Annotated in this window: 19 protein-coding genes; 15 read left to right on the top strand and 4 right to left on the bottom strand. The window is 58.0% G+C overall.

The annotated features are described in order from the left end of the window. Window positions 1-26: 26 nt before the first annotated feature. The 5 genes from truB to ACYVHC_RS13255 all read left to right on the top strand — a co-directional run bounded on the left by truB (window position 27) and on the right by ACYVHC_RS13255 (window position 4,817). Window positions 27-884, top strand: coding sequence for a tRNA pseudouridine synthase B (gene truB / locus ACYVHC_RS13275; RefSeq protein ID WP_460614208.1), 858 nt, complete (start codon window positions 27-29; stop codon window positions 882-884). 111 nt (window positions 885-995) lie between these two features. After that, entirely contained in the window at window positions 996-1,949 is a 954-nt protein-coding gene (locus ACYVHC_RS13270) for a bifunctional riboflavin kinase/FMN adenylyltransferase (RefSeq protein ID WP_460614207.1), read from the top strand. A 109-nt stretch (window positions 1,950-2,058) separates the two neighbouring features. Next, window positions 2,059-2,757, top strand: a complete 699-nt coding sequence (locus ACYVHC_RS13265; RefSeq protein ID WP_460614205.1) for a CoA transferase subunit A — start codon at window positions 2,059-2,061, stop codon at window positions 2,755-2,757. Window positions 2,758-2,813: 56 nt separating this feature from the next. Continuing rightward, entirely contained in the window at window positions 2,814-4,127 is a 1,314-nt protein-coding gene (locus ACYVHC_RS13260) for a serine hydrolase domain-containing protein (protein ID WP_460614204.1), read from the top strand. A gap of 36 nt (window positions 4,128-4,163) precedes the next feature. After that, a complete protein-coding gene (locus tag ACYVHC_RS13255; protein WP_460614203.1) occupies window positions 4,164-4,817 on the top strand; it encodes a CoA transferase subunit B in 654 nt (217 codons plus the stop codon). 300 nt (window positions 4,818-5,117) lie between these two features. Here the strand turns inward: ACYVHC_RS13255 and ACYVHC_RS13250 are convergent, their stop codons facing one another. Continuing rightward, window positions 5,118-5,594 (bottom strand): hypothetical protein, encoded by a 477-nt coding sequence (locus ACYVHC_RS13250; protein ID WP_460614202.1) that lies wholly within the window; start codon window positions 5,592-5,594, stop codon window positions 5,118-5,120. 95 nt (window positions 5,595-5,689) lie between these two features. On the opposite strand from ACYVHC_RS13250, the gene ACYVHC_RS13245 reads away from it, so the two are divergent. The 3 genes from ACYVHC_RS13245 to ACYVHC_RS13235 all read left to right on the top strand — a co-directional run bounded on the left by ACYVHC_RS13245 (window position 5,690) and on the right by ACYVHC_RS13235 (window position 10,961). Continuing rightward, a complete protein-coding gene (locus ACYVHC_RS13245; RefSeq protein WP_460614201.1) occupies window positions 5,690-6,814 on the top strand; it encodes a T9SS type A sorting domain-containing protein in 1,125 nt (374 codons plus the stop codon). A gap of 230 nt (window positions 6,815-7,044) precedes the next feature. Then, window positions 7,045-8,688, top strand: a complete 1,644-nt coding sequence (locus tag ACYVHC_RS13240; RefSeq protein ID WP_460614318.1) for a GNAT family N-acetyltransferase — start codon at window positions 7,045-7,047, stop codon at window positions 8,686-8,688. Between the two features lie 260 nt (window positions 8,689-8,948). After that, the gene (locus tag ACYVHC_RS13235; RefSeq protein WP_460614200.1) at window positions 8,949-10,961 is read left to right on the top strand and encodes a DUF4394 domain-containing protein; all 2,013 of its coding nucleotides are present in this window, start codon (window positions 8,949-8,951) and stop codon (window positions 10,959-10,961) included. A 96-nt stretch (window positions 10,962-11,057) separates the two neighbouring features. On the opposite strand, the gene ACYVHC_RS13230 is transcribed toward ACYVHC_RS13235, so the two are convergent. Then, a complete protein-coding gene (locus ACYVHC_RS13230; protein WP_460614199.1) occupies window positions 11,058-11,795 on the bottom strand; it encodes an RDD family protein in 738 nt (245 codons plus the stop codon). 117 nt (window positions 11,796-11,912) lie between these two features. Here ACYVHC_RS13230 and ACYVHC_RS13225 point away from each other — a divergent pair, with 117 nt between their 5' ends. The 7 genes from ACYVHC_RS13225 to ACYVHC_RS13195 all read left to right on the top strand — a co-directional run bounded on the left by ACYVHC_RS13225 (window position 11,913) and on the right by ACYVHC_RS13195 (window position 20,927). Further along, complete coding sequence (locus tag ACYVHC_RS13225; RefSeq protein ID WP_460614198.1) at window positions 11,913-12,863, top strand: stage II sporulation protein M; 951 nt, start codon at window positions 11,913-11,915, stop codon at window positions 12,861-12,863. Between the two features lie 48 nt (window positions 12,864-12,911). After that, on the top strand, window positions 12,912-13,946 hold the full coding sequence (locus tag ACYVHC_RS13220; protein ID WP_460614197.1) for a hypothetical protein: 1,035 nt from the start codon (window positions 12,912-12,914) through the stop codon (window positions 13,944-13,946). A gap of 55 nt (window positions 13,947-14,001) precedes the next feature. Further along, entirely contained in the window at window positions 14,002-14,769 is a 768-nt protein-coding gene (locus ACYVHC_RS13215) for a DUF4129 domain-containing protein (RefSeq protein ID WP_460614196.1), read from the top strand. A 14-nt stretch (window positions 14,770-14,783) separates the two neighbouring features. Continuing rightward, window positions 14,784-16,058, top strand: a complete 1,275-nt coding sequence (locus ACYVHC_RS13210) for a DUF4350 domain-containing protein (protein ID WP_460614195.1) — start codon at window positions 14,784-14,786, stop codon at window positions 16,056-16,058. A 223-nt stretch (window positions 16,059-16,281) separates the two neighbouring features. Beyond that, the gene (locus tag ACYVHC_RS13205; RefSeq protein WP_460614317.1) at window positions 16,282-17,259 is read left to right on the top strand and encodes an AAA family ATPase; all 978 of its coding nucleotides are present in this window, start codon (window positions 16,282-16,284) and stop codon (window positions 17,257-17,259) included. Between the two features lie 80 nt (window positions 17,260-17,339). Continuing rightward, complete coding sequence (locus ACYVHC_RS13200) at window positions 17,340-18,689, top strand: DUF58 domain-containing protein (protein WP_460614194.1); 1,350 nt, start codon at window positions 17,340-17,342, stop codon at window positions 18,687-18,689. Window positions 18,690-18,821: 132 nt separating this feature from the next. Beyond that, window positions 18,822-20,927 (top strand): beta-N-acetylhexosaminidase, encoded by a 2,106-nt coding sequence (locus ACYVHC_RS13195; protein WP_460614193.1) that lies wholly within the window; start codon window positions 18,822-18,824, stop codon window positions 20,925-20,927. Window positions 20,928-21,022: 95 nt separating this feature from the next. On the opposite strand, the gene ACYVHC_RS13190 is transcribed toward ACYVHC_RS13195, so the two are convergent. Together ACYVHC_RS13190 and ACYVHC_RS13185 are read right to left on the bottom strand one after the other, a co-directional pair. After that, entirely contained in the window at window positions 21,023-21,760 is a 738-nt protein-coding gene (locus tag ACYVHC_RS13190) for an SDR family oxidoreductase (protein WP_460614192.1), read from the bottom strand. A 76-nt stretch (window positions 21,761-21,836) separates the two neighbouring features. Further along, window positions 21,837-22,727: an AraC family transcriptional regulator gene (locus tag ACYVHC_RS13185; RefSeq protein WP_460614191.1), complete on the bottom strand. Its 891-nt coding sequence runs from the start codon at window positions 22,725-22,727 to the stop codon at window positions 21,837-21,839. Between the last annotated feature and the right edge of the window lie 50 nt (window positions 22,728-22,777).

The raw sequence follows: 22,777 nt of genomic DNA, 5'->3' as shown, positions 1-22,777 counted from the left end.
CCCTTAACGGCAGCTAGCCTTGCCTTATGGAAGACTCCCTACCTACCCCGACACCTTCAACCGACGCCGCTGCTCGCTTCGACTTTGAAACCGGCGAAGTGCTGCTCGTGGATAAGCCGCTCACCTGGTCGTCGTTTGATGTGGTGCGTAAGGTTAAAAACACACTGCGCATCAAGAAAATCGGGCATGCGGGCACCCTCGATCCGCTGGCTACCGGCCTGCTGATTTTGTGCACCGGCAAAATGACCAAGCAGATTGACTTGATTCAGGCCCAGGAAAAAGAATACACCGGTACGTTCCGTCTGGGCCAGACTACCCCCAGCTTCGACCTGGAAACCCCCGTTGACCACGAAGCGCCCTACCAGCACCTCACCGAGGAGGACCTACGGGCAGCCCTAGCCCCTTTCATCGGCCAAATCGAGCAAACGCCGCCTTTGTTTTCGGCGGTGAAAGTAAACGGGGAACGCGCCTACGAGGTAGCCCGACGCGGTGGCGAGGCCGAAATCAAAAGCAAGCAGATTACCATTCGGGAGTTTGAGCTTACCCGCATTGCCCTGCCCGACGTCGATTTCCGGGTGGTATGCACCAAAGGCACCTATATCCGCAGCTTGGCCCGCGACTATGGCGCGGCCCTAGGCTCCGGCGCACACTTAACCAAGCTGGTGCGTACCCGCATTGGCGAGTATCAGCTAGCCGACGCCCTCACCATGGAAGCCATTGAAGCCCTACGCCCACCCCGCCCCGCCGGCGAGGCAGAGCGCTCCGAACGCTCGGGCGGCCAGAGGCGACAGCGCAAACCGGAGCGCCGCGCGGGACTAGAATACTTCCAGGCTAACCACACGCCACCGCCTGCCGCCGACGAAACGCCGGAACCGGCAGCGTAAAGCCACTTGCTCACGTAGTATACTTGCGGCCTCTGCTGCCTAGGTGTGCTGCTGAGCCCAACCCTACCTTCGCGCAGCTCTTTTTAGTTCACTGATCTGCTTATTCTTCCTATGCACGTTATTCAGGACCCCGCGCAGTTTCCGCACTTAGGCAATGCCGTAGTAACCAGCGGCACCTTCGACGGGGTCCATGTGGGGCACCAGCAGATTCTGCGGCGCCTGCTTGAAGTAGCGCGGCAGAGCGGTGGTCCTTCGGTGGTTATCACCTACTGGCCGCACCCGCGCTTAGTGTTGGCCCCCCCGCCCTCGCATCCGGAGCCAATTGACCTGCATTTGCTGAATACCCTGCCGGAGCGTATTACGAAGCTGTCGGAGCTAGGCGTTGATTACCTGCTGATTGTGCCGTTCACCAAAGAGTTTGCGGCCTGGACTTCCGAAGAATACATTCAGAATATTCTGCTGCGCACGGTGGGCACGCGCCAGTTAGTTATAGGCTACGACCACCGGTTTGGCAAAAACCGCGAAGGTGGTTTCGAATACCTGAGCCAGCATGCCGACCGCTATGGCATGACGGTAGAAGAAATTCCGCGCGAAGATGTAGATGCCGTGGGCGTGAGCAGCACGCGCATCCGGCGGGCCCTGGAAGCCGGCGATGTGGCTACTGCCAGCCGCTACCTGGGCTACTCCTACCCTCTCACCGGCACCGTAGTGAAAGGCCGGCAACTAGGCCGCACCATTGGCTGGCCCACAGCCAATATTCAGTGTGAGGAGCCCCTGAAGCTTATTCCGGCCCGGGGCGTGTATGCTGTCATGGCAACCACAGCGGCCGGCACGCATCACGCGGCCATGCTCAACATTGGCGTGCGCCCCACGGTAGGCGGTAACCTGGCCCAAACGGTTGAAGCCCACTTGCTCGACTTCGACGGCGACCTGTACGACCAGCCCCTGACGGTGCAGTTTGTGGCCCGTCTGCGTGATGAGCAGAAGTTTGATGGCCTAGATGCTCTGAAAGAGCAATTAAGCATGGATGCCGCCGACGCCCGCCGACATTTGCTGGGGGCCTAAGCAGTTTAAGGCACCTAGCACCCTAGCAATTCGGCCTTCAATTGCCTGTTGAGTGGGAAAGCCTGCGAGAAAGCCTAACTTTCCGCCCCAAACTTTTCCCACCCAACCTATGATTAACAAAGTGGTAGCCGGCCCGGCCGAAGCCCTGCGCGGCCTCACCGACGGCATGACGCTGATGCTCGGCGGCTTCGGCCTGTGCGGCATTCCCGAAAACTCGATTCAGGAAATTCTGAACCTAGGCGTGAAAAACCTGACCTGCATCAGCAACAACGCCGGCGTCGATGACTTCGGTATTGGCCGCCTGCTGCAGACCAAGCAGGTGCGCAAAATGATTTCCAGCTACGTAGGCGAAAACGCTGAGTTTGAGCGGCAACTGCTGAGCGGTGAACTGGAAGTAGAGTTGATACCGCAGGGCACCCTAGCCGAGCGAGTGCGCGCCGGAGGCGCCGGCATTCCGGCGTTCTTTACGCCAGCCGGCTACGGTACCGAGGTAGGCGAAGGCAAGGAAAGCCGCGAGTTCAATGGCAAAATGTATTTGCTGGAAACCGCGCTGCACGCCGATTTTGCTTTCGTAAAAGCCTGGAAAGGCGACACCGCCGGCAACCTGATCTACAAAGGCACGGCCCGCAACTTCAACCCCATGATGGCCACGGCTGGCAAAATCACGGTGGCCGAGGTAGAAGAACTCGTACCCGCCGGCGAGCTGGACCCTAACCAGATTCATACGCCCGGCATTTTTGTGCAGCGCATTTTCGAGGGCAAAAACTACGAGAAGCGCATTGAGCAGCGCACGGTTCGGCAGGGCTAAGCACCGGTTTGCCGCCGTTTTCTACCTAGTGCATTCTTGGCTTTCCTGAGGTTGATATGAAGTACCCGACGCTTGCTTTGTTGCTGCTCAGCGGCTGGGGCGCGGTGGCGCAAATTGCCGCTCCCGCCAAACCCGCCGTAGCTAAAGCCCACGCCCAGGCCTTAACCGCGGCGCCGGTTTCGTTGCCGGCTATTGATGCGCTGCTGCAAGAATACACGGCCGCCAACAAGGTGCCCGGCGCCATTGCCCTGATTGCGCGCGACGGTAAAATCATTTACCGAAAGGCGGTTGGGCTCGATGATGTGGCTAGTAAAAAGCCGCTCCGCGAGGATGCCATTGTGCGCATTGCCTCCCAAACCAAGGCCATTACCAGCGTGGGCGTGATGATGCTCTTCGAGGAAGGCAAATTTCAGCTCGACGACCCCGTATCGAAGTACCTGCCGGAATTTCGCAACCCCAAGGTGCTAGCCACTTTCAACGCCCGGGACTCCAGCTATACTACCGTGCCGGCGCGCAGCGAGGTAACCATTCGCCAACTCCTGACGCATACCTCGGGCATCGGCTACGCCGTTATTGGCTCGCCGGAGGCTAATGCTATATACGCTAAGGCTCGCGTTCCGAGCGGCATAGGTACGCCGGCGGGGTTGCTGGCGCCCGCCATGAAGGCGCTGGGCCCGCTGCCTCTCATGCACCAGCCCGGCGCGCAATTCACGTACGGCCTGAACACCGACGTGCTTGGGTATCTGATTGAGGTGGTATCGGGGCAGTCGCTGGATCAGTTTCTGCGCACGCGCCTGTTTCAGCCGCTCGGCATGCGCGACACCTACTTTTACCTCCCCGCAGAAAAGCAGACCCGCTTGGCTAAGCTTTACACCGAAGATGCCAGCAAAAACACCATTCCAAGCCCAGCCAAGCTAGCTTCTTTGGGCTACATCAGCCCAGAGTATCCCAACACGGCCGGTACATACTTCGCGGGCGGTGCGGGCTTATCGTCGACTATTGATGATTACGCCGTATTTCTGCAAATGCTGCTGAACGAGGGCGAATACCGCGGCCAGCGCCTGCTCAAGCCCGCCACCGTGCGCCTGATAACCAGCAACCAGATCGGCTCGGTTGAGCAGGGCCTGAATAAATTTGGCCTGGGTTTCAGCATTATTACTCCAAAAGGCGCGGCTCAATCTGGCCTTTCGGAAGGCACGTTTGAGTGGGGCGGCATCTTCGGGACTACTTATTGGGTTGACCCCAAGGAGAAGATTGTGGCCTTGCTCTATACCCAGAAACACCCCAACAGCTACGGCGACTTGGGCGACAAATTCAAGCGTCTGGTTCGCCAGACGGTAATCCAATCGAAAGCAACACCTGTGAAATAGGCGCTGCTCTCTCCCACCTTACTTTCCCACCCCATCATGCTAGATAAACACGGTATTGCCAAGCGCATTGCGCAGGAAGTAGAAAACAACTCCTACGTCAACCTGGGCATCGGTATCCCAACCCTGGTAGCCAACTACATTCCGGAAGGCATCAATGTGGAGCTGCAGTCGGAGAACGGGCTGCTAGGCATGGGTCCGTTCCCAACCGAAGCCGAGGTGGACCCCGACCTCATCAATGCCGGCAAGCAAACCGTGACCACCCTGCCTGGCTCCAGCATCTTTAGCTCCGCCGATTCGTTTGGCATGATCCGGGGCGAGCATGTGGACCTAACCATTCTGGGCGCTATGGAAGTATCCGAGAACGGCGACATTGCCAACTGGAAGATTCCGGGCAAAATGGTGAAAGGCATGGGCGGCGCCATGGACCTAGTCGCTTCGGCTAAAAACATCATTGTGGCCATGCAACACGTGGCCAAAGATGGCTCCTCAAAACTGCTGCCCGCCTGCACGCTGCCCATCACGGGGTTGCGCTGCGTCAAGAAAATAGTGACGGAGCTGGCTGTGTTGGACGTTACGCCCGACGGCTTTGTGCTCCGCGAGCGGGCGCCTGGCGTTACCGTAGAGCAGATCAAAGCCGCCACCGCCGGCAAGCTCGTCATCCCCGACGACGTGCCAGAAATGGCGCTGTAAGTCAGCAGCCACCCGACAGAATAATCCGATATACAAAGCCCCACGCAACACTTTACGTTCTGATACTAGGTAGTCAATTACCTCAGAACGTGAAAGGCTGCGCGGGGCTTTGCATATCGGTCCGGTTGATTGCTATGAGCGTGGCGTCAGTAACCAAATCGCCGGTCATGCTGAGCGCAGCCGAAGCATCTCTACTTCTGGCTAATCAACTGGCCTAGCGAAGCGGTAGAGATGCTTCGGCTGCGCTCAGCGTGACCGGCAACTTTTGGTTATACATCCTTAGCGTCTACCTACCCTACCTCACTTCGAGCTCAAAAACGCTTTGGCTAGTATGCGCTGGGCAGCTTCTAGGGTGAAGTGGGAAAAATAGCGGCGTAGCTGAGCCAGCGCTTCCGGTGGCGTGAGCGAACCGGCCCTGACCGCATCAACGAGGTAGTAAGCCAGCGTATCGGGCTGGCCGGTGAGGGCCGGAAACTCGTCGTGCTGGTGGTAGCGGCTCAGCATTTGTACCCGAAGCCAGGGCGATGCACCGGGCACTTGCCGCACCAGGCGCTCCATGAGTAGCTGCACTTCATCCATAAACAGCGTGCGCACCAAGCCATGCGGAGCCGGGACGGGTTGCCCCGCCACGGCCGTCAGCAATACGGCCGCCGGCGTTTCGGGAACCCAGCGCTCTACCTCCGGCGGGGCGCAAAGCCACGCCGTGCCCGGGAAAACTTCCGGAGCTGATAAGATGCGGGCTAGCGTTTGCATACGACGTTCTTCGGGCGGCAGCATACTGCAAGGTACGAGGATACGGGCGCTTGGAGATGTTGCCTCACCCCTTCTGTGGTGTATCTTCGGAAATCCGGCCACTTTCTCTCTGCCTGCTTATGTGCTACCGCTACGCCCCGCTTCTGGTCTCGTTGCTGCTTGTTGGGTTAGTGGCTCCGGCCCGTAGTCAGCAGGCAATCAGTCTTTCGCTGGCTGACATGCCTAGCGTGGGTGACACACTCCGGCTAAGCCAAGCCGGCGCAGCCACGAGCGTATCGCTCAGCCAAACCGGCCCCAATCAAACCTGGGATTTTTCTACCCTAACGCCGGTCAGCCAGCGGGTGGTTCGGATTGAAAACGTGGCTAGTACTCCCGGCTTCCTGCCTGTAGCATTTGGGCCACTATCCGGTGTAAATCGTGCAACCCAAGCCGTTCGTCAAGACCTGAGCCCACTGGCCGAAGCCGGCTTGCCTGTAAGCGAAGTGTATCAGTTTTTCAATGCTTCCGCCGCTGATTACCGCCAAGTAGGCTTTGGGGCGGTGCTGCAAGGGACAGGTTTGCCCGCCACGTATCAAAGTCAGCAACTGCAGGATGTGGTGTACCGCTTTCCGCTCACGTATGGCCAAAAAGACTCCAGCAACTCCGATTTTACAGCCAGTGTACCTACCCTAGCTTACCTGCGTGAAAAGCAGAAACGCGTAAACCACACCGATGGCTGGGGCACGCTCATCACGCCTTTTGGCACCTTTACTGTGCTACGGGTCGTGAGCACGCTCACTGCCCACGACAGCCTCTCGGTGCAAGGCCAGCCCGGCACCGCCCTCGACCGGGTAACACGCGAGTACAAATGGCTGGGCCTGAAGCAGGGCCTCCCGCTGCTGCAAATAACCACGCAAGTGGTAGCCGGTCGCGAAACGGTGGCACTACTAGAGTACCGCGACGTGTACCGCCGCCTCAGCGGGCCCCTAGCCAACAGCACTCCCCTGCCTGAATCGGCAGTTTCGGTATTTCCTAACCCCGTGCGCTCCGGCGAGCCGCTGCGCCTGACGTTGCCCGCATCGGCAGGGCTAGTAACCCTTACCGCTACGGACGTGACCGGGCGTCTGCTTTTCCGGCAAGAACCTACCCGGCCCGGCCGCTCCTTGCTGCTGCCTTCCAGTGCCTTTGGCTCCTTCCGGGGGGTAGTACTTCTGCGGGTGCAAACGGCAGCCGGAGTTGCCGTGCGGCGTGTGGTTCGGGAGTAGCACGCGTGTCTATTCCCTCTCGTTCTTAACACCGCCCGAGGCCAGCCAGAATCGCGCGGCTGATCTATTTCTTTACTAAAGTTGTTGTGCACCCGTAAGAGAGGTGCCGCGCCCGGCTACCGGGTGGGTATCTTTGATCTTGTTTTGCTACTTTCTTTCTGACACATATGTCCACCACTTCACATGGGAAAGCCGGCGGGGGCTCCGCCAAAAAAAATACGCTTCCTGGCATGCCCACCACTCCTGAGCTGCTGACGCCTACTGCTATTCCGGCCCACAAACTCGTGTTGCGCACACTGCGCCGCTCCGATTTTAAGGCCGTGAAGGAAATCATGGACAAGGTGTACTCCAATATGGAAGGCTCCTGGTCGCAGGAAGAGTATAACGCCTTGCTGAAGAAGTTTCCGGAGGGCCAGATCTGTATTGAAGACAACGGCCAGATTGTAGCCGCGGCCTTGGCCATCATTGTGCAGTATTCCGACTTCGGCGACCGGCATACCTACGCCAAAATCACGGGCAACGGTAAGTTCAACACGCACAACCCCGATGGCGATACGCTGTACGGCGTAGACGTGTTTGTGGACCCCGAGTACCGCAGCCTACGCCTGGGCCGCCGCCTCTACGATGCCCGCAAGGAGCTGTGCGAAAACCTGAACCTGCGCGCCATGGTAGCAGGGGGCCGCATTCCGGGCTACGCTGCCTACGCCAACGAAATGACGCCGGCCAAGTATGTGGAAATGGTGCGCAACAAGGAGCTCACCGACCCTATCCTCACCTTCCAGCTTTCCAACGACTTCTACGTCCGCAAGCTCATCCGGGGCTACCTCCCCTACGACTCCGAATCGAAGGCCTATGCTACCCTGCTGGAGTGGATTAACGTGTACTACGATGAGGAAACCGACAAGCTGATCGGTAACCAGAAGTCTAACGTGCGCATTGGTATTGTGCAGTGGCAGATGCGCGCCACCAAAAACCTGGAGGACTTCTTCCAGCAGATGGAGTTCTTCGTCGATACCGTTTCGGGCTATAAGGCCGACTGCGTGCTGTTCCCGGAGTTCTTCAACGCGCCTATGATGGCGCTTACCAACGAGGAGTCGCCGTCGGTGGCCATTCGTTCGATGTCGGCCTTCACGGAGCCCATCAAAACGAAAATGATGGAGCTAGCCGTGAGCTATAACATCAACATTATCGCCGGCTCCATGCCGCTCTACGACGATGGCAAGCTGTACAATGTCAGCTACCTCTGCCGCCGCGATGGCACCGTGGATGAGCAGTACAAGCTGCACGTAACCCCCGATGAGGCCAGCTATTGGGGCATGCGCGGCGGCGATAAACTGCGCTGCTTCGACACGGATTTCGGCAAAATAGGCATCCTCATCTGCTACGATGTGGAGTTCCCCGAGCTTTCGCGCATGCTCTCAGATGAAGGCATGAAAATTCTGTTTGTGCCCTTCTGGACGGATACCAAAAACGCCTACCAGCGTGTGCGCTTGTGTGCCCAAGCCCGGGCCATTGAAAACGAGTGCTACGTGGCCATTACCGGCTCGGTAGGCAACCTGCCCCGCGTTGAGAACATGGACATCCAGTACTCGCAGAGTGCCGTGTTCAGCCCTTCTGATTTTGCCTTCCCCCACGATGCTATTGTGGCCGAAGCAACCCCGAACACGGAGATGACCCTCATTGCTGACCTAGACCTGGACCTGCTCAAGGACCTCAACACCAGCGGGGCCGTGCGTAACCTCCGCGACCGGCGCAAAGACCTGTACTCGCTGAGCTGGGCCAAGAAAACCGAACGCGACGACGAGCTACTAGCCCAAGGCGAAGAGCGAGCCCCTAAAACCGCCAGTCGCCGCAAAGCAGTGTCGGCGGGCTAGGCCTTAGCTTCTTCTAAACTAGATTTTCGCACTCTGTACTTCCAACGACCTGTCAAGCGCTTGACAGGTCGTTTTTGTGTGCGGCAAGGTGTAATTTTTAGGCTTCCCTACTGACAATCAGCCTTTTTAGCCCACTAGCATTAAAACCAGATTAATTACTGCGGAGCTAAAAGCCTTCTCGCGCTCAACTCCGTATCTACGAAAGCCTATATAGGCTACCCATTTTAACTCCCATCTCATTCACTAACCTCTACGTATTCATGTTTACAACTTCTACTCGCCGCATGGCGGCCCGGCGGGGCGGCTTCCTGCTAGGAGTGGCCGCCTTCTTGGCGACTGCTGCGCCAGTTGCGGCCCAAACCGTGTATGGCATATCCCAAGGCGGAATTCCGATAACCGCAAGCCTGGTAACCTTTGATGTGGCAACGCCGGGTACGCTCACGGCCGCGCTTCCGATAACGGGCCTTACCGCGGGCCAGAACCTAGTAGGCATTGACTTCAGGCCGAACACCGGCGAGCTGTTTGCCCTGGGTTACAACCCTACCGGCACTCAGGCTCAGCTGTACACCCTCAACCGCACCACGGGCGCTGCTACCACCGTTGGCCCGGCCCTCACTCTGAATCTGGGCACGGAGCTGAACCGCATTGGTTTCGACTTTAATCCTACAGTAGACCGCATCCGGGTAACCTCAGGAGCCCGCACCAACTTCCGGCTAAACCCTAACAATGGTGCCTTAGCGGCCACTGATGGTCAACTCACGTACGCTCCTGCAGATGTTAATACGGCTCAAACCCCGGGCGTAGGCTCTTCGGCTTACACCAACAGCTACATCGGGGCTACTGGTACCACGCTCTATAACCTCGACGAAGCCAACAGTCGCCTCGTTACCCAGCTCCCACCCAATGACGGCGTTCTGAACACGGTAGGCACCGCCCCGCTGGGCGTTACCTTGAACGGCATGGCCCAAGTCTCTGATCTGGATATCTATTTCAACCCCACTACCAGTACCAACGCGGCTTACATGACGGTGGCTACGGCTACTAGCCTCACGGCCGCTACTACCACGCTTTATACCGTAAACCTCACTACGGGTGCCGCTACAGCGGTGGGGCCGGTAGGCACGGGCCCGCTGGTGGCCATCACGGATATTGCCTTCCAAATAACCCGCCCTGCTACGCTGCCCGCCATTACTGGCCAGCTGGCCTATGCGCTGGCCGGCAGCAACATTCTCTCGTTTGACACCGCCCTGCCTGGTACCATCCGGACTTCGGTGGGTGTTACGGGGGTAGCGGCTTCCCAAACGTTGGTGGGCATAGACGTGCGCCCGCTGGATAACCGCCTGTATGGACTAGGATATGATGCCGCCATGCAAATGGGCCAGCTGTATACCATCAACCCCACTACGGGCGTGGCAACTGCTACCGGCAACCTAGTGCCGCTGGCGCTGGGCACTGGCAGCATTGGCTTCGATTTCAACCCGGCCGTAGACCGCATTCGGGTAGTAGGAGCTAACCGCGGCAACTTCCGCCTGAACCCCAACGACGGCACCGCCGCCCCTACCACCGATGGGCAGCTGACGTACGCCACTACCGATGCGAATGCCAGCGCCACACCGGCTATTGGCTCTGTGGCCTATACCAACAGCTACCCCGGCCCGGCCGGCACCACCGAAACGCCCCGCACTACTACCCTGTTTGGCTACGATGAAGCCTTGAATGTGCTGGTGCGCCAAGATCCGCCCAATGTAGGCACGCTCACGACCATCGGGGCATCAGGCATTACGGCCACGGCCGGCCCTAACGTGGATATCGACATCTTTAGCTCCGCGGCCGGCACCAACACAGCGTACCTGGTAGCCGCATCGGGCGCCTCCGCCAACTCTAGCCTATATGCCCTGAATCTGACCACCGGCGCCGCTATTACCCCTGCTGTAATCGGAAATGGCATTGCTGTGCGGGATATAGCCATTGCAGCGGCTGGCGGCGTTACTACCGGCACGCGCCGCCCCGAGGTAGCTACGGGCTTCAGCCTCTACCCCAACCCGCTCAGCGAAGCCACGCAAATCAGCTTCCGGCTGCCGCGCGCCGGTCAAACCGAGTTGGTGCTCATCGATGCCCTAGGCCGCACAGTAGAGCGCAAAGCTACCGGTGCGTTGGCGGCAGGGGCGCACACCCTCGATTGGCAGCCTACGCACCAGCGGGCCGGCGTATACTTCCTGCGCCTAACGGTGGATGGCCAAACGGCCGGCACCCAACGCCTGGTGGTTCAGTAAGATTACGGACCTAGTACTTCAGGTAAAAAGCCGTGCTGCCTCGTTGGCAGCACGGCTTTTTTATAGCGTAAAGCAGGGTGTGCAGGCACCCGAGGCCTAGCCGTGGGCGCTTTCCTGGGCCGCGAAGTAGGCTTGATCGCGTAAGACGGTGCGCAGAAAGGGCTCATCTTCGAGCTCCGTCCGGATGCCGGTTACGGCCTTCACTTTGTTAGCCACTTCATTCAGCAGCATGTAGTCGTTGCGACGGGCCGCCTGATGGAAAAGGCGGCGCACCATGGCCACATCCTGATCGGTGAGCACGGCGGCCTGACTAAAAACGGGCATATAGCCGGCCGGAATGGCGGTTTCGGCGGCTATGGCCTCTACGCTGGGCGTGCGCGTGCGCAGGCTAACCACGGTAGTGCCGGCCGCCATATCGCCGAGGCGCTGACCGCGGCCGTTGAGCAGGGTAGCTAGCAGTGCCAACGAGCCTATGGTCATGCCGATTTCTACTAGCCCAATCAGCCAGCGCAACAGGTAGTCGCCGAGGCCGGGGCGGCTGCCATCGAGGCGGGCTACCTTGAGGTGGCGCACGTGCTTGCCCAGGCTCTGCCCATTAAAAAACGTTTCGCACACCGGATGATAAATCAGCAAGGGCGCGGAAATAAGCGCGTACTGCAAAATTCGGCGCTCATCGGAGGAGTTGGTCAGTTGCTCAATCAGAAAGTTTAGCACCAGCGCCCATAAGCCCATTACCACTAGGTCAATCAGTTGGGCCAACACCCGGTCGCCGACGCTGGCCGCTTCATATTCCAGAACTACGTTCTGGGTTGTGTGAATTCGAATCGTACTCATGCTGCTGAAAATTGGGCGCTTAGAGGCCGCCCGAAACCTGTATATTTAGCCCGGCGCGCTTCGGCACCAGCCAAGAAATGTAAGGAAATGCCCGTTAAAGAATAGCTAGGTAGTGATATGCGCGAAACGGTATTCCTGCGCTTAAACCAAGCCCGGTGGCAGCAATATGAAACGGCCCCGGCTCAGGGCCCCGATGAGCTAGCCCGGCGCTACATTGAGCTGACCGATGATTTGTCGTATGCCCGGACGTTTTATCCAGACTCCGCCACTACCGCCTACCTCAATACTCTGACGAGCAAGCTACACCAGGCCCTCTACAAAAACAAAAAGCAGGAAACCGGCCGCTTTGTCGCGTTCTGGCGCCAAGAGTTGCCCCTGCTGGTGGTGCGCCACCACCGCGTATTGCTGGGCGCCCTGGTCTTCTTCCTGCTTTCCACGTTCATTGGGGCGCTTTCCGCCTCCCGCGACGATTCCTTTGTGCGCGTGGTGCTCAGCGACGACTACGTAAACCAGACCCTGGCTAATATTGAAAAAGGCGACCCCATGGCCGTGTACAAGGGCGCCGATGAAACCCTGATGTTTCTGGCTATCACGCTTAACAACGTAAAAGTATCACTCTACGCGTTTGCCGGCGGCATCACAGGGGGCTTGCTCACGCTTATTATGCTGTTCAAGAACGGGGTAATGCTGGGCTCTTTCCAGTATTTCTTCTACCAGAAAGGCGCGCTGCTACCCTCAGTACTCACCATCTGGATTCATGGCACTCTCGAAATTTCCGCTATTGTGCTTGCTGGCGGAGCGGGGGCCGTAATGGCGCAGAGCATCCTGTTTCCGGGCACGTACTCCCGCCGCGACTCCTTGCGCCGCGGCGCCCGCGACGGCATGAAGCTGGTGCTGGGCCTAGTACCTATTTTTATTGTGGCGGGCTTTCTGGAGGGTTTCGTCACGCGCCACACCGAAATGCCGCTACTAGCCAGCCTGGCCATTATTGGCACTTCCGGCGCCTTTATTCTGGGGTACTTTGTAGCCTATCCCTGGTGGCTTCACCGACAGTCGGCGGGAGCATAACATACTGTCCTGTTTTTTTCTGCTTATCGATTTCACTCTACTCTTTTTATGCGTCATCTCGCGTTTACCAAGCCCACTGACTTTCTGCGCGAGCGGGACTTCAGCCAGAAAATTGAGGCTACGTTTGATTTTATCCGCTACCACGCTACGCCCCTAGCCCGCGTGATGGCCACGTTGGTACTTCCGCTGGCCCTGCTCACCGGCATCGGCCTGGGCCTGATGCAAAACCAGTTGCTAGGCACCTTCGGCGACATGGCCCGCCGCAGCCGGATGGGCGACGTGCAGAGTGTGTTGCCTCCGATATTTACCTCAGCGGGCTTCCTACTCACGATGCTGGGCAGCTTGCTGCTGTTCGTGGTGTTTCATTTGGTAGTGTATGGCTACGTGGTGCTGAGCGCCAGCAAAACCGACCCAGAAACGCCCGTTACCCCAGCGGATGTGTGGCAGGTGGTGAAGTCCAGGTTCTTGGGCATGATTGGATCCTTTCTGGGTCTAGGGCTGCTTTTCACGGTAGGTGCGCTGGCCATTTCCATGGCAATTGGTCTGGTTTCCGCGGCTCTCTCCGCTCTGCTGGGCTCCTGGGTAATCTTCCTGACCGTTTTCGTGATTTATATCGCCATGATTTATGCCATGGTAGCACTCAGCCTGTACTTTGTGATTTGGCTGCGCGAAGGCCGTGGCTTTATTGGTAGTGTAAAGCGCTGCTTCCAGCTTATTTGGGGCAAATGGTGGTCTACATTTGGCCTTATTATGGTCATGACAATGATGTTGTGGCTGATTATGCTGCTAGTAGTTGTTGCTCTTTCAGCCATTGGCTTGCCCTTTACGGAGCTGATGACCGGTGGAGGCGCCACTGAAATTTCCTCGCTGAGCCGTATTCTGCTGATTGTGTATTCAGGCATTCAGGTGCTGGTTTCGCTGGCATTTTACCCCTTGGTGATGATTGCCATTAGCTTTCAATATTTCAACCTGGTAGAGCGCCGCGAGGGCGAAGGCAGCCGCCTACTCTTGGACTCCATTGGCCAGCAAGCGCCACTGGCAACTGCCCAAGCCCTGCGCCCCGACGATGAGGGCGAATATTAATCAGGTGAATCGGCAGCGGCGGGGTAGCAGCTGGCGGGTTTTGCTGGTGGTTGGTATGCTCGCCGGCCTTAGCAGCCTGGCTCAAACGCCGGCCCCATCCCGCCCGCCTCTGCTGGCTCCCTCTGATTCGCTAGCCCCTGCCTCACCTCAAACCCGGTTTATCCCCCTGCCCGCTGATACTCGGCCGGCCGGAAAGCTACGCGCACCCCAAACCGCTCGGCTGCGGGAGCTGAGCCGCCAGCCGGAATTTCAGTATGCCGAGCCCGAAGCCCAGGAAGCCGACAACAGCCTCTGGACACGCTTCTGGAAGCAAGTGGGCCGCTGGATTCTGGGCTTATTTTCGGGGCCGCGCTACGAGAACGGCGGGCGCTACGTGGTATACGCCTTGTTTGGTGGCGCTTTCCTGTATGTGCTGCTACGGCTATTGCGCCTCGACCTGACGGGCCTGTTCCGGCGGCGAGGCAGCCGTACGGTGCCGCTGCCCTATGATGCGGCCGCTGAGGACATCCACGGAGTTGATTTCGACGCGGCTATAGCTCAGGCTGAAGCAGCCGGCAACTACCGCCTGGCGGTTCGGTTGGGCTATCTGCTAACGCTGCGTGAACTCACTGAGCGCAACCTGATTCAGTGGCAGCCCAACAAAACCAACCACGAGTACCTGCGCGAGTTGAGCGGCACACCCTGGTCAGCCTCTTTTCGGGCCCTGACGCATCAGTTTGAGTTTGTGTGGTACGGCGAGCTAGGGATATCGGAGGCAGAGTACCCCGCCCTGCGCGATGCCCGTCAGGAGTTTATTCGTCAACTTTCCCGCACTGCGGCGTAAGCATGCTCTCTGCCATGACCCGTTTTCGTGCTTTTTTGGTAGGCCTGAGCGTGCTGTTCGTAGCGTTTGTGGCTGTGGAATATTTCCGCCCCCAGCCTACTAACTGGAGCCGCACCTTTATCAACCGCGACAAGATTCCGTATGGCACCTACGTGCTGTATGACCAGTTGCCAACGTTGTTTCCGGGGCAACAGATTGAAGCCACGCGGCGGCCCATCGCCAATCAGCTGCTGCCTACCCTCGGTACCGATGCCAACCGCGACACCACACTTACAGCCTCGGGCCCAGCCCTTCGTCATGATGCGGCCACGTATCTGTTTGTTGATGACGCATTCCGATGCTCCCGCCTCGACCAGGATGCCCTGCTGCGCTACCTAGCCCAGGGCAACCAAGCGTTTATCGCCGCCGAGAGTATCTCGCAGCTGCTGCTTGATACGCTGCACTTGGAAATCGAAGCAATACTGGATCTGGATAGTTTGCTGATGCGTCGCCTGGAAGGCAGCCCCAACAGAAGCCGCACTACCTCCCTGACGCTGGTAAACCCACCACAAGGCGCCGCCCGCCGCTACCGTTTCCCGGAGCGCGAAGTACCGGCTTATTTTAAGGCTCGGGCGGGCTCTAAAGCTACTGTGCTGGCCCATGATGCCCGCAAGCGCCCAGTGCTGGTGTGGGTGCCTGTAGGCCGCGGCGGGATGCTACTCAGCACTACCCCCGCCGCCTTTAGCAACCTGCTTTTGCTGCAACCTGCCACGGCTGGCTTTGCTTTCGCGGCTTTATCGTGGCTACCCGCCAACCGGACTATATTTTGGGATGAGTATCAGAAGCAAGGCCCCCTAGGCGAGCAATCGTTACTGCGCGTGCTTAAACAGCACCAGGCGCTGCGGTGGGCGCTGGTAGTAGGCCTGCTAGGCGGGTTGCTGTTTGTGCTGGTTGAAGCCCGGCGCCAGCAGCGCATTATCCCCATCCAGAACCCCTTGCCCAACACTACGCTGCTGTTTACGCGCACCGTAGCGGGCCTATACCGGCAGGGCACCAACCACGCCCTCATTGCGGAAAAGAAAATAGGGCTGTTTGAAGAATACGTGCGCACCCGCTACCACGAGCCAAGTCTTGACTTCAACGATGAAGCACTCCGGGAAAGACTCGCCCAGAAAACCGGTGTTTCCCGCGCTGAGCTCGACCAGTTGGTGCGCCGCATGAACCTAGTACGAACCGCGCCTCAGGTATCGGATACTGACTTACTTGCCTTAACTAGCGCCATTAATTCCTTCCGAGAAAAGTCAGCATAAAAAATTGCACTTATATACGCAATTGTAATAAACCATTTTATAACTATTTCAATAACACCTTATCAGATCATTAAACACATATTTTTATAAATTATTCAATTACTTAAATGTAATTATTATCACCCTCACTCCTTCGTTTTGCATTGCTTCAAATATGGAAAATAATCTCACTTCATCACCTGATCCAGCATTGCCCTCATCGGCTCCGGCACTAGGTGCTGATATGGTTGAAACCTCCTTTAGGTCGCGTACTGACCTGAGCCATCTGAGCCGCCACGCGGAGGCAATCCGGCAGGAGCTTAGCAAAGTAATTGTGGGCCAGCAGGCCCTAGCCGAGCTGCTGCTTACAGCCCTGCTTGCTGATGGCCACGTGCTGCTGGAAGGCGTGCCCGGAGTAGCCAAAACCCTCACGGCCAAGCTGCTGGCTCGCACCCTCGATGTGCCCTTCAGCCGCCTGCAGTTCACGCCCGACCTAATGCCGTCTGATGTGCTGGGCACGTCCGTTTTCCGGCCTACTAAATCGGAGTTTGAGTTTCGGCCCGGCCCTATTTTCGCTAGCGTAGTCCTGATTGACGAGATTAACCGGGCCCCAGCCAAAACGCAGTCGGCGCTGTTTGAGGTGATGGAGGAGCGGCAAGTAACGCAGGATGGCACGCGCTACCCCATGCCGACGCCCTTTGTGGTGCTGGCCACCCAAAACCCAATTGAGCAGGAAGGTACCTACCGCCTGCCCGAGGCTCAGCTCGACCGGTTTCTGTTCAAGCTAAGCGTTGGCTACCCCAGCGTAGAGGAAGAAATAGCCATTTTGCAGGGACATCATACTAGCCTCGGTAGCACGCCTCTGGAAGCAGTACGCGCTGTGGTATCGTCAGAAGATTTGCAGGTGCTGCGCGAGCAGGTGCGCCGCCAGCACGTAGAGCCCAAACTGCTGGAATACATTGCCCGCTTGGTAGGCCAGACGCGTGCTCATAAAGGCCTTTACCTGGGGGCCTCGCCCCGGGCGTCTCTGGCCTTGCTCAACGGTTCCAAAGCCCTGGCAGCCCTCCGCGGCCGCGACTTTGTGACTCCCGAGGATATTCAATACCTAATGCCCATGGTGCTGCGCCACCGGATTCAGCTCACACCTGAACGCGAAATGGAAGGCGCTACCCCCGATGACGTAGTAAAGCAGATTTTGCAGCAGATAGAGGTACCGCGCTAATCTTGGCCTATTAGCAAACAGCCAACCACATGCTGTTCGTAGCAGCAGTGCTTTTGATTATTGCCTTTTAGCTCGTTGTAATGTCCTTCTTTCTTACGCGCCGCTTCTTCCTTACTGTTGCTGCCCTGGTGGTGGGGTTGGTGGTGGCTTTTTTCCTGCCAGGCTGGCTGGTTCCGGTGCAATTGGCGCTTGCGGTGCTCGTGGTACTGGTGCTTTTGGATACCGCCCTGCTATATGGGGCTGCCCGCGGCACGGGTGGCGTATTTGGACGGCGCGTATTGGGTGATAAGCTGGCGAACGGCTCCGATAATGACATTGCGCTGTACCTCGAAAACCGCTATCCTTTCCCTATCAGCACCGAAACCATTGATGAAATTCCGCATCAGTTTCAGCGCCGCGACGTCCTGTTCCAAACGCGCATCAAACCTGCTGAAACCAGTGTAATTCGCTATCAGCTGCGGCCCACCAAGCGCGGCGAGTATGAGTTTGGCGCCGTGAATGTGTACGCTGCCTCGCCGCTCGGACTGGTTAGGCGCCGTTTCCGATTTGATGAGCAGCGCGTGGTGCCAGTATATCCGTCGTTTCTGCAAATGCGCCAGTACGAGTTGCTGGCTATTCATAACCGCCTGACGGAAGTGGGCGTGAAGCGCATCCGACGCGTGGGCCAGAGCATGGAGTTTGAGCAAATACGCCCCTACGTGGCGGGCGACGACCCGCGCGCCATCAACTGGAAAGCCACTGCCCGCCGCGCTACTTCGCCCGAGGCGGCTGACTCCTTAGTGGTCAACCACTATCAGGATGAGCGCGCCCAACAGGTGTACTGCCTGATTGATAAAGGCCGGGTAATGCGGATGCCCTTCGAAGGCATGAGTCTGCTCGACTATGCCATCAACGCGACCCTAGTAGTCAGTAATATTGCGCTGCTCAAGCATGATAAGGCTGGGCTTCTTACGTTTTCGCACCAGCCCGGCGCCATGGTGCCGGCCGAGCGCCGTAGCGGGCACCTGCGCAAGCTGCTGGAAGTGCTCTACCGCCAGAAAACCAAGTACCTCGAAACCGACTACGAGCGGCTCTACATCTCCGTCCGGAAGCATATCCGCCAACGCAGCCTGCTGATCCTGTTCACCAATTTCGAGACGCTCTATGGCATGCAGCGGCAGCTTCCCTACCTGCGCCGCATGGCCAAAGACCATTTGCTGCTGGTCGTATTCTTTGAAAATACTGAGCTACTAGCCTACCTCGAAGGCCCAACCGCCTCCGTGCAGGATGTGTACAACCAAACCGTGGCCGAGAAATTCGCACAGGAAAAGCGGCAGATTGTACGCGAGCTGAACCGCTACGGCATTCATTCGCTGCTGACGGCTCCGCAAAACCTGACGGTCAGCACCATCAACAAGTACCTTGAGTTCAAGGCCCGGGGACTGATCTAGCCGCAGCATTGCTTGGCAGTTTAGCATTTTATCCTCCCTAGAAAAGCCTTTTTCTTTCAGATTTTAGCTATAAACTGCATCTGGCGCGGGGCTTGCTTCGTTCCTAGTTCCGCTCCCTAGCCCCATCCGCCGATGCATTCCTTGCTGCTGCTATTCCTGTTTAACCTGTTCAGCCCGTTTGCGGCTCCTACTCTCGATACCCGCACCTTACTACCCGTACCTACCCAAGCCAACTGGGGCCAAGGGCGGTTTACCGTGAAGCCGGACGTGTCGTGGCAGGTGTTTACGCCCACGCAAAGCGCTGCGTCTCTCTCAGCTGACTCGGCCGTGGCGGAGGCCGTCGAACGACTTGTTTTGCCGACGTTGCTCCCTGGCCGTCCGGCCCCTACGGCTTCACGGCGCCGGATTTCGCCGCTGCCTACCGCCAGCTTGGTACTCCAATACGGCCGGCCGGGTAATGTGCTTAAGCTAGGCGAAGACGAATCGTACACGCTCCGCGTAACGCCCATGGGCGTGGCCTTGAACGCCAATACGCACCTCGGGATTTTGCGCGGGTTGGCTACGCTGCGGCAGCTAGCAACGGCGGAGAAAAAAGCTGTGTGGTTGCCCGAAGTGGATGTGCTGGACTCGCCGCGGTTTCCGTGGCGCGGGCTGCTCCTGGACCCGGCCCGCCACTTCATGCCCGTGTCAGTTATCAAGCGCAATCTGGATGGCATGTGGGCCACTAAGTTCAACGTGTTGCACTGGCACCTCTCCGATGACCAGGGCTTTCGGGTTGAAACCAAACTGTTTCCGCGCCTGCATACTGTAGGCGGCGAAGGTCAGTTCTACACCCAGGCCCAAGTGCGTGATGTGATTCGGTACGCAAGCCGGCGCGGCATTCGCGTAGTTCCGGAGTTCGATATGCCGGGTCACGCCACTGCCTGGTTAGCTGCATACCCCCGCCTAGCCTCCAACGACTCAGTGTATGGCGTAGCGCACAAATGGGGCGTACTCAACATCGCTATGGACCCCACCAAGGAAACTACCTACACCTTAATTGATTCCTTGCTGGGCGAGATGACGCGCCTGTTTCCGGACCCGTACTTTCACATTGGGGGCGACGAAAACGATGGGCGGCAGTGGAAGCGAAACCCACGCATTGCGGCTTTCATGAAAGAGAAAGGCTTTGTAACTGACAAAGGCCAACCTGATAAGCACGCGCTGCAAACCTATTTTAACCGCCGGGTGCTGGACATGCTGGTTCGCTACCAGAAAACGATGATTGGCTGGGACGAAATACTAGGTCCGGATTTGCCGAAAGATGCCGTTATCCAGAGCTGGCGGGGCAAGAAGGGCCTGTACGAAGCGGCCAAACTGGGCCATCCCGCGCTGCTCTCCAACGGCTATTACATCGACCTGAACTTAACCGCGGCTTCTCATTACGCCCCCGATCCACTACCCCAGGATGCGCCCCTAACCCCAGAGCAGCAAAAGCTAATTTTGGGCGGAGAGGCCACCATGTGGAGCGAGTTTGCGGATTCTGTCATGGTTGATTCCCGCATTTGGCCACGGGCTGCCGCCGTGGCCGAGCGCCTCTGGAGCGCCCAAACCGTGCGCGACGTACCCGATATGTATCGGCGCCTAGCCCTCGTGAGCAAACAGCTGGAAACACTAGGTCTGCAACACCGCCAAGCCCCCGAGAAACTTCTGACCGCTCTTGCCGGCCAACCTGCTGCGGTGTTACCGCTGCGTACGCTGGCGCGCGTGCTAGAGCCGGTGAAGGAATATAAGCGCCATTTCCAGGGCTTCAAGTACACTACCGCTACCCCCCTCAACCGCTTGGTTGATGCGGCACCCGCTGAGTCGGAAGAAGCGCGTGAGTTTAGCGTGGCTGTGGATGGACTGCTAGAATACTTGCGCAATGCTCCCGCCACCGACCGGTTTAAAGGCACTCCGAGCCGGGTATTGCTTAGCTATCTTAACACAGAGTTGCGCCGGTGGCAAAACAACGACGCCCTCCTTCAGCCGCTCTTGCAGCAAAGTGCCAGCCTGAAAGAATACGCACCACACTCTACTAACCTAAAAACCATTGCAGCCCTCGGGATTGAGCGGCTTGCCATGCTGGAAAAAAACCAGGCCCCTAGCCCTACTTGGCAAGCCAACGCCCTCAAGCAACTGGATGCCGCAAAAGCACCGGCCGGGCAAACCGAGCTGGCAGTAGTGCCGGCGGTGCGGCGGTTGGTAGAAGCCAAGTAGAAAGGCCAGGTTGAAATATAGCCACAAGAGACCGGCTGGTTATTCCGCCAATAGGCAGGAATTCTCGGCCGGCCTCTTGTGGCTGAGCTTTCTACTTACCAAGGGCTAATACCGGTTTCCGGGGCGTTGTCGTCGCTGAAAAACTGACTGGTAGGACCATCTGGGCCGAGGGTGGCGGCCTTCACCAGGCGAGCGGCCGCATCGGCTACGCTACCGGGCCCATGGTGGTGATTAAAGTCAGTAGCGGTGTAGCCCGGGTCTACGGCATTCACTTTGAAGGGCGTGTCGCGTAGCTCGTAGGCCAGCATAATGGTATACGCATTCAAGGCTGCCTTAGAAGGCTGGTAGGCGGCTCCTTTCACGGCGTAGTATTTCCAGGAAGGATCGTTGTGTAAGGTGAGAGAACCCAGGCCCGAGGTAACGTTCACAATGCGGGGCGCGGACGACTGCTGCAGCAAGTCGATGAAGGCCTGCGTCACCTCAATTACCCCGAACACGTTGGTATCGAACACCTCCCGGATTATATCGATGCTAGTAATCAGGGCTGGCTGGGACATGCCCCCTAGTATGCCTGCGTTGTTGATAAGCACATCTAGTACCGCTGTTTTTTGGCCTATTGCCTGGCGGGCGGCAGCAATGGAGGTGCGGTCCGTAACATCCAGCTGGATGGGCTCCGCGTGGGTAAGCCCTTCGGCATTAAGTTGGGCAACAGCCTGCTGCCCGTTGGCTAGGTTGCGGCTACCTACATATACGTAGTAGCCCTGCTGGATGAGTTGCCGGGCGGCTTCGTACCCAATGCTTTTGTTGGCGCCCGTAATGAGTGCTGTCTTCATGATGAAGGAGTTACAAATGATGAACGGCACAAAACTAGCGGGCCCATGTGGCGCCCACGGGACCCATTCCGCGGTATTACTGGTACATTTCGCGGATGGTGGCGCGAAACTCGGCCGGCGTTAGGCCAGTTTCCCGCTTGAAGAAGCGATTGAAGTAAGAAGCCTCCGAAAAACCCAGGTCGAAGGCAATTTCCTTGAGCGACTGCGGCGTGTAAAACAGCAGGCGCTTGGCTTCCAGCACCAGTCGCTCGTGCACATGCTTGATGGCAGGCTTACCGCTTTGTGCTTTCACTACCTCGCTCAGGTGCCCCGCCGATAAGTGCAGTAGCGCGGCGTAGGCGCCTACCTCGTGCACTTCCCGAAAGTGTTCCTCAATGCTGGCCAGATAGGTTTTCAGCACGTGGCGGTCGGCAGCTCGCTCTTCGCCCGCAAATTGCTCGGTGTACCGCCGGCTCAGGTGGGTGAGTAGTACGGTTAAGTAGGCGCTGAGCATGCGAAGCTGCCACTCACTGGGGCGCTGGTATTCGGCCTCAAGCTTTGTCAGCAAGTCGTCCACGAACTCCTGATCGGCCTCGGTTAGCACCAGTTCGTGCCCATTGTACGGGTTCTGGACCAGCGGCAACTCCCGCAGAACCGCGTTGTGCGGCAGAGCCAGGAACTCGGGCGTAAACGTCAGGCGCGTAACCCAAGCGGGCACGGGCTCCTCCTTTACCAATACCTGGCTGGGGTCAGTGAAGTACAGGGCATTGCTTTTGCGCACGTAAGGTACTGCATCTACCCAGTGCCGGCCGGGGGCGTGCCGCACAAACACCAGCAGGTAGTACGCCTTTCGGTGGGGTAGCAGCACATCAGCTTCGTACGGCAGCCCACCCGCCAGAGGTACTATTGAAAACAACTTGCTCCCGGTGGCGGATTCCGGCTCGAACGGATACGTTGGCACCGATGATTTACCGCTAAGCATATTCATACCTCGTTATTCTATCGGTTTTCAGGAACGACGAAGGTAGTACAGATCTA

This window comes from Hymenobacter seoulensis (assembly GCF_054780535.1).
The sequence above is the reverse complement of the archived record's forward strand: the minus strand, read 5'-3'. Positions and strand labels throughout refer to the sequence as shown.

Bases quoted from the DNA above. Each gene is read 5' to 3' on its own strand.
- truB (WP_460614208.1), top strand. From the start codon at position 27: ATGGAAGACTCCCTACCTACCCCGACACCTTCAACCGACGCCGCTGCT.
- ACYVHC_RS13270 (WP_460614207.1), top strand. From the start codon at position 996: ATGCACGTTATTCAGGACCCCGCGCAGTTTCCGCACTTAGGCAATGCC.
- ACYVHC_RS13265 (WP_460614205.1), top strand. From the start codon at position 2,059: ATGATTAACAAAGTGGTAGCCGGCCCGGCCGAAGCCCTGCGCGGCCTC.
- ACYVHC_RS13260 (WP_460614204.1), top strand. From the start codon at position 2,814: ATGAAGTACCCGACGCTTGCTTTGTTGCTGCTCAGCGGCTGGGGCGCG.
- ACYVHC_RS13255 (WP_460614203.1), top strand. From the start codon at position 4,164: ATGCTAGATAAACACGGTATTGCCAAGCGCATTGCGCAGGAAGTAGAA.
- ACYVHC_RS13250 (WP_460614202.1), bottom strand. From the start codon at position 5,594: ATGCTGCCGCCCGAAGAACGTCGTATGCAAACGCTAGCCCGCATCTTA.
- ACYVHC_RS13245 (WP_460614201.1), top strand. From the start codon at position 5,690: ATGTGCTACCGCTACGCCCCGCTTCTGGTCTCGTTGCTGCTTGTTGGG.
- ACYVHC_RS13240 (WP_460614318.1), top strand. From the start codon at position 7,045: ATGCCCACCACTCCTGAGCTGCTGACGCCTACTGCTATTCCGGCCCAC.
- ACYVHC_RS13235 (WP_460614200.1), top strand. From the start codon at position 8,949: ATGTTTACAACTTCTACTCGCCGCATGGCGGCCCGGCGGGGCGGCTTC.
- ACYVHC_RS13230 (WP_460614199.1), bottom strand. From the start codon at position 11,795: ATGAGTACGATTCGAATTCACACAACCCAGAACGTAGTTCTGGAATAT.
- ACYVHC_RS13225 (WP_460614198.1), top strand. From the start codon at position 11,913: ATGCGCGAAACGGTATTCCTGCGCTTAAACCAAGCCCGGTGGCAGCAA.
- ACYVHC_RS13220 (WP_460614197.1), top strand. From the start codon at position 12,912: ATGCGTCATCTCGCGTTTACCAAGCCCACTGACTTTCTGCGCGAGCGG.
- ACYVHC_RS13215 (WP_460614196.1), top strand. From the start codon at position 14,002: ATGCTCGCCGGCCTTAGCAGCCTGGCTCAAACGCCGGCCCCATCCCGC.
- ACYVHC_RS13210 (WP_460614195.1), top strand. From the start codon at position 14,784: ATGACCCGTTTTCGTGCTTTTTTGGTAGGCCTGAGCGTGCTGTTCGTA.
- ACYVHC_RS13205 (WP_460614317.1), top strand. From the start codon at position 16,282: ATGGTTGAAACCTCCTTTAGGTCGCGTACTGACCTGAGCCATCTGAGC.
- ACYVHC_RS13200 (WP_460614194.1), top strand. From the start codon at position 17,340: ATGTCCTTCTTTCTTACGCGCCGCTTCTTCCTTACTGTTGCTGCCCTG.
- ACYVHC_RS13195 (WP_460614193.1), top strand. From the start codon at position 18,822: ATGCATTCCTTGCTGCTGCTATTCCTGTTTAACCTGTTCAGCCCGTTT.
- ACYVHC_RS13190 (WP_460614192.1), bottom strand. From the start codon at position 21,760: ATGAAGACAGCACTCATTACGGGCGCCAACAAAAGCATTGGGTACGAA.
- ACYVHC_RS13185 (WP_460614191.1), bottom strand. From the start codon at position 22,727: ATGAATATGCTTAGCGGTAAATCATCGGTGCCAACGTATCCGTTCGAG.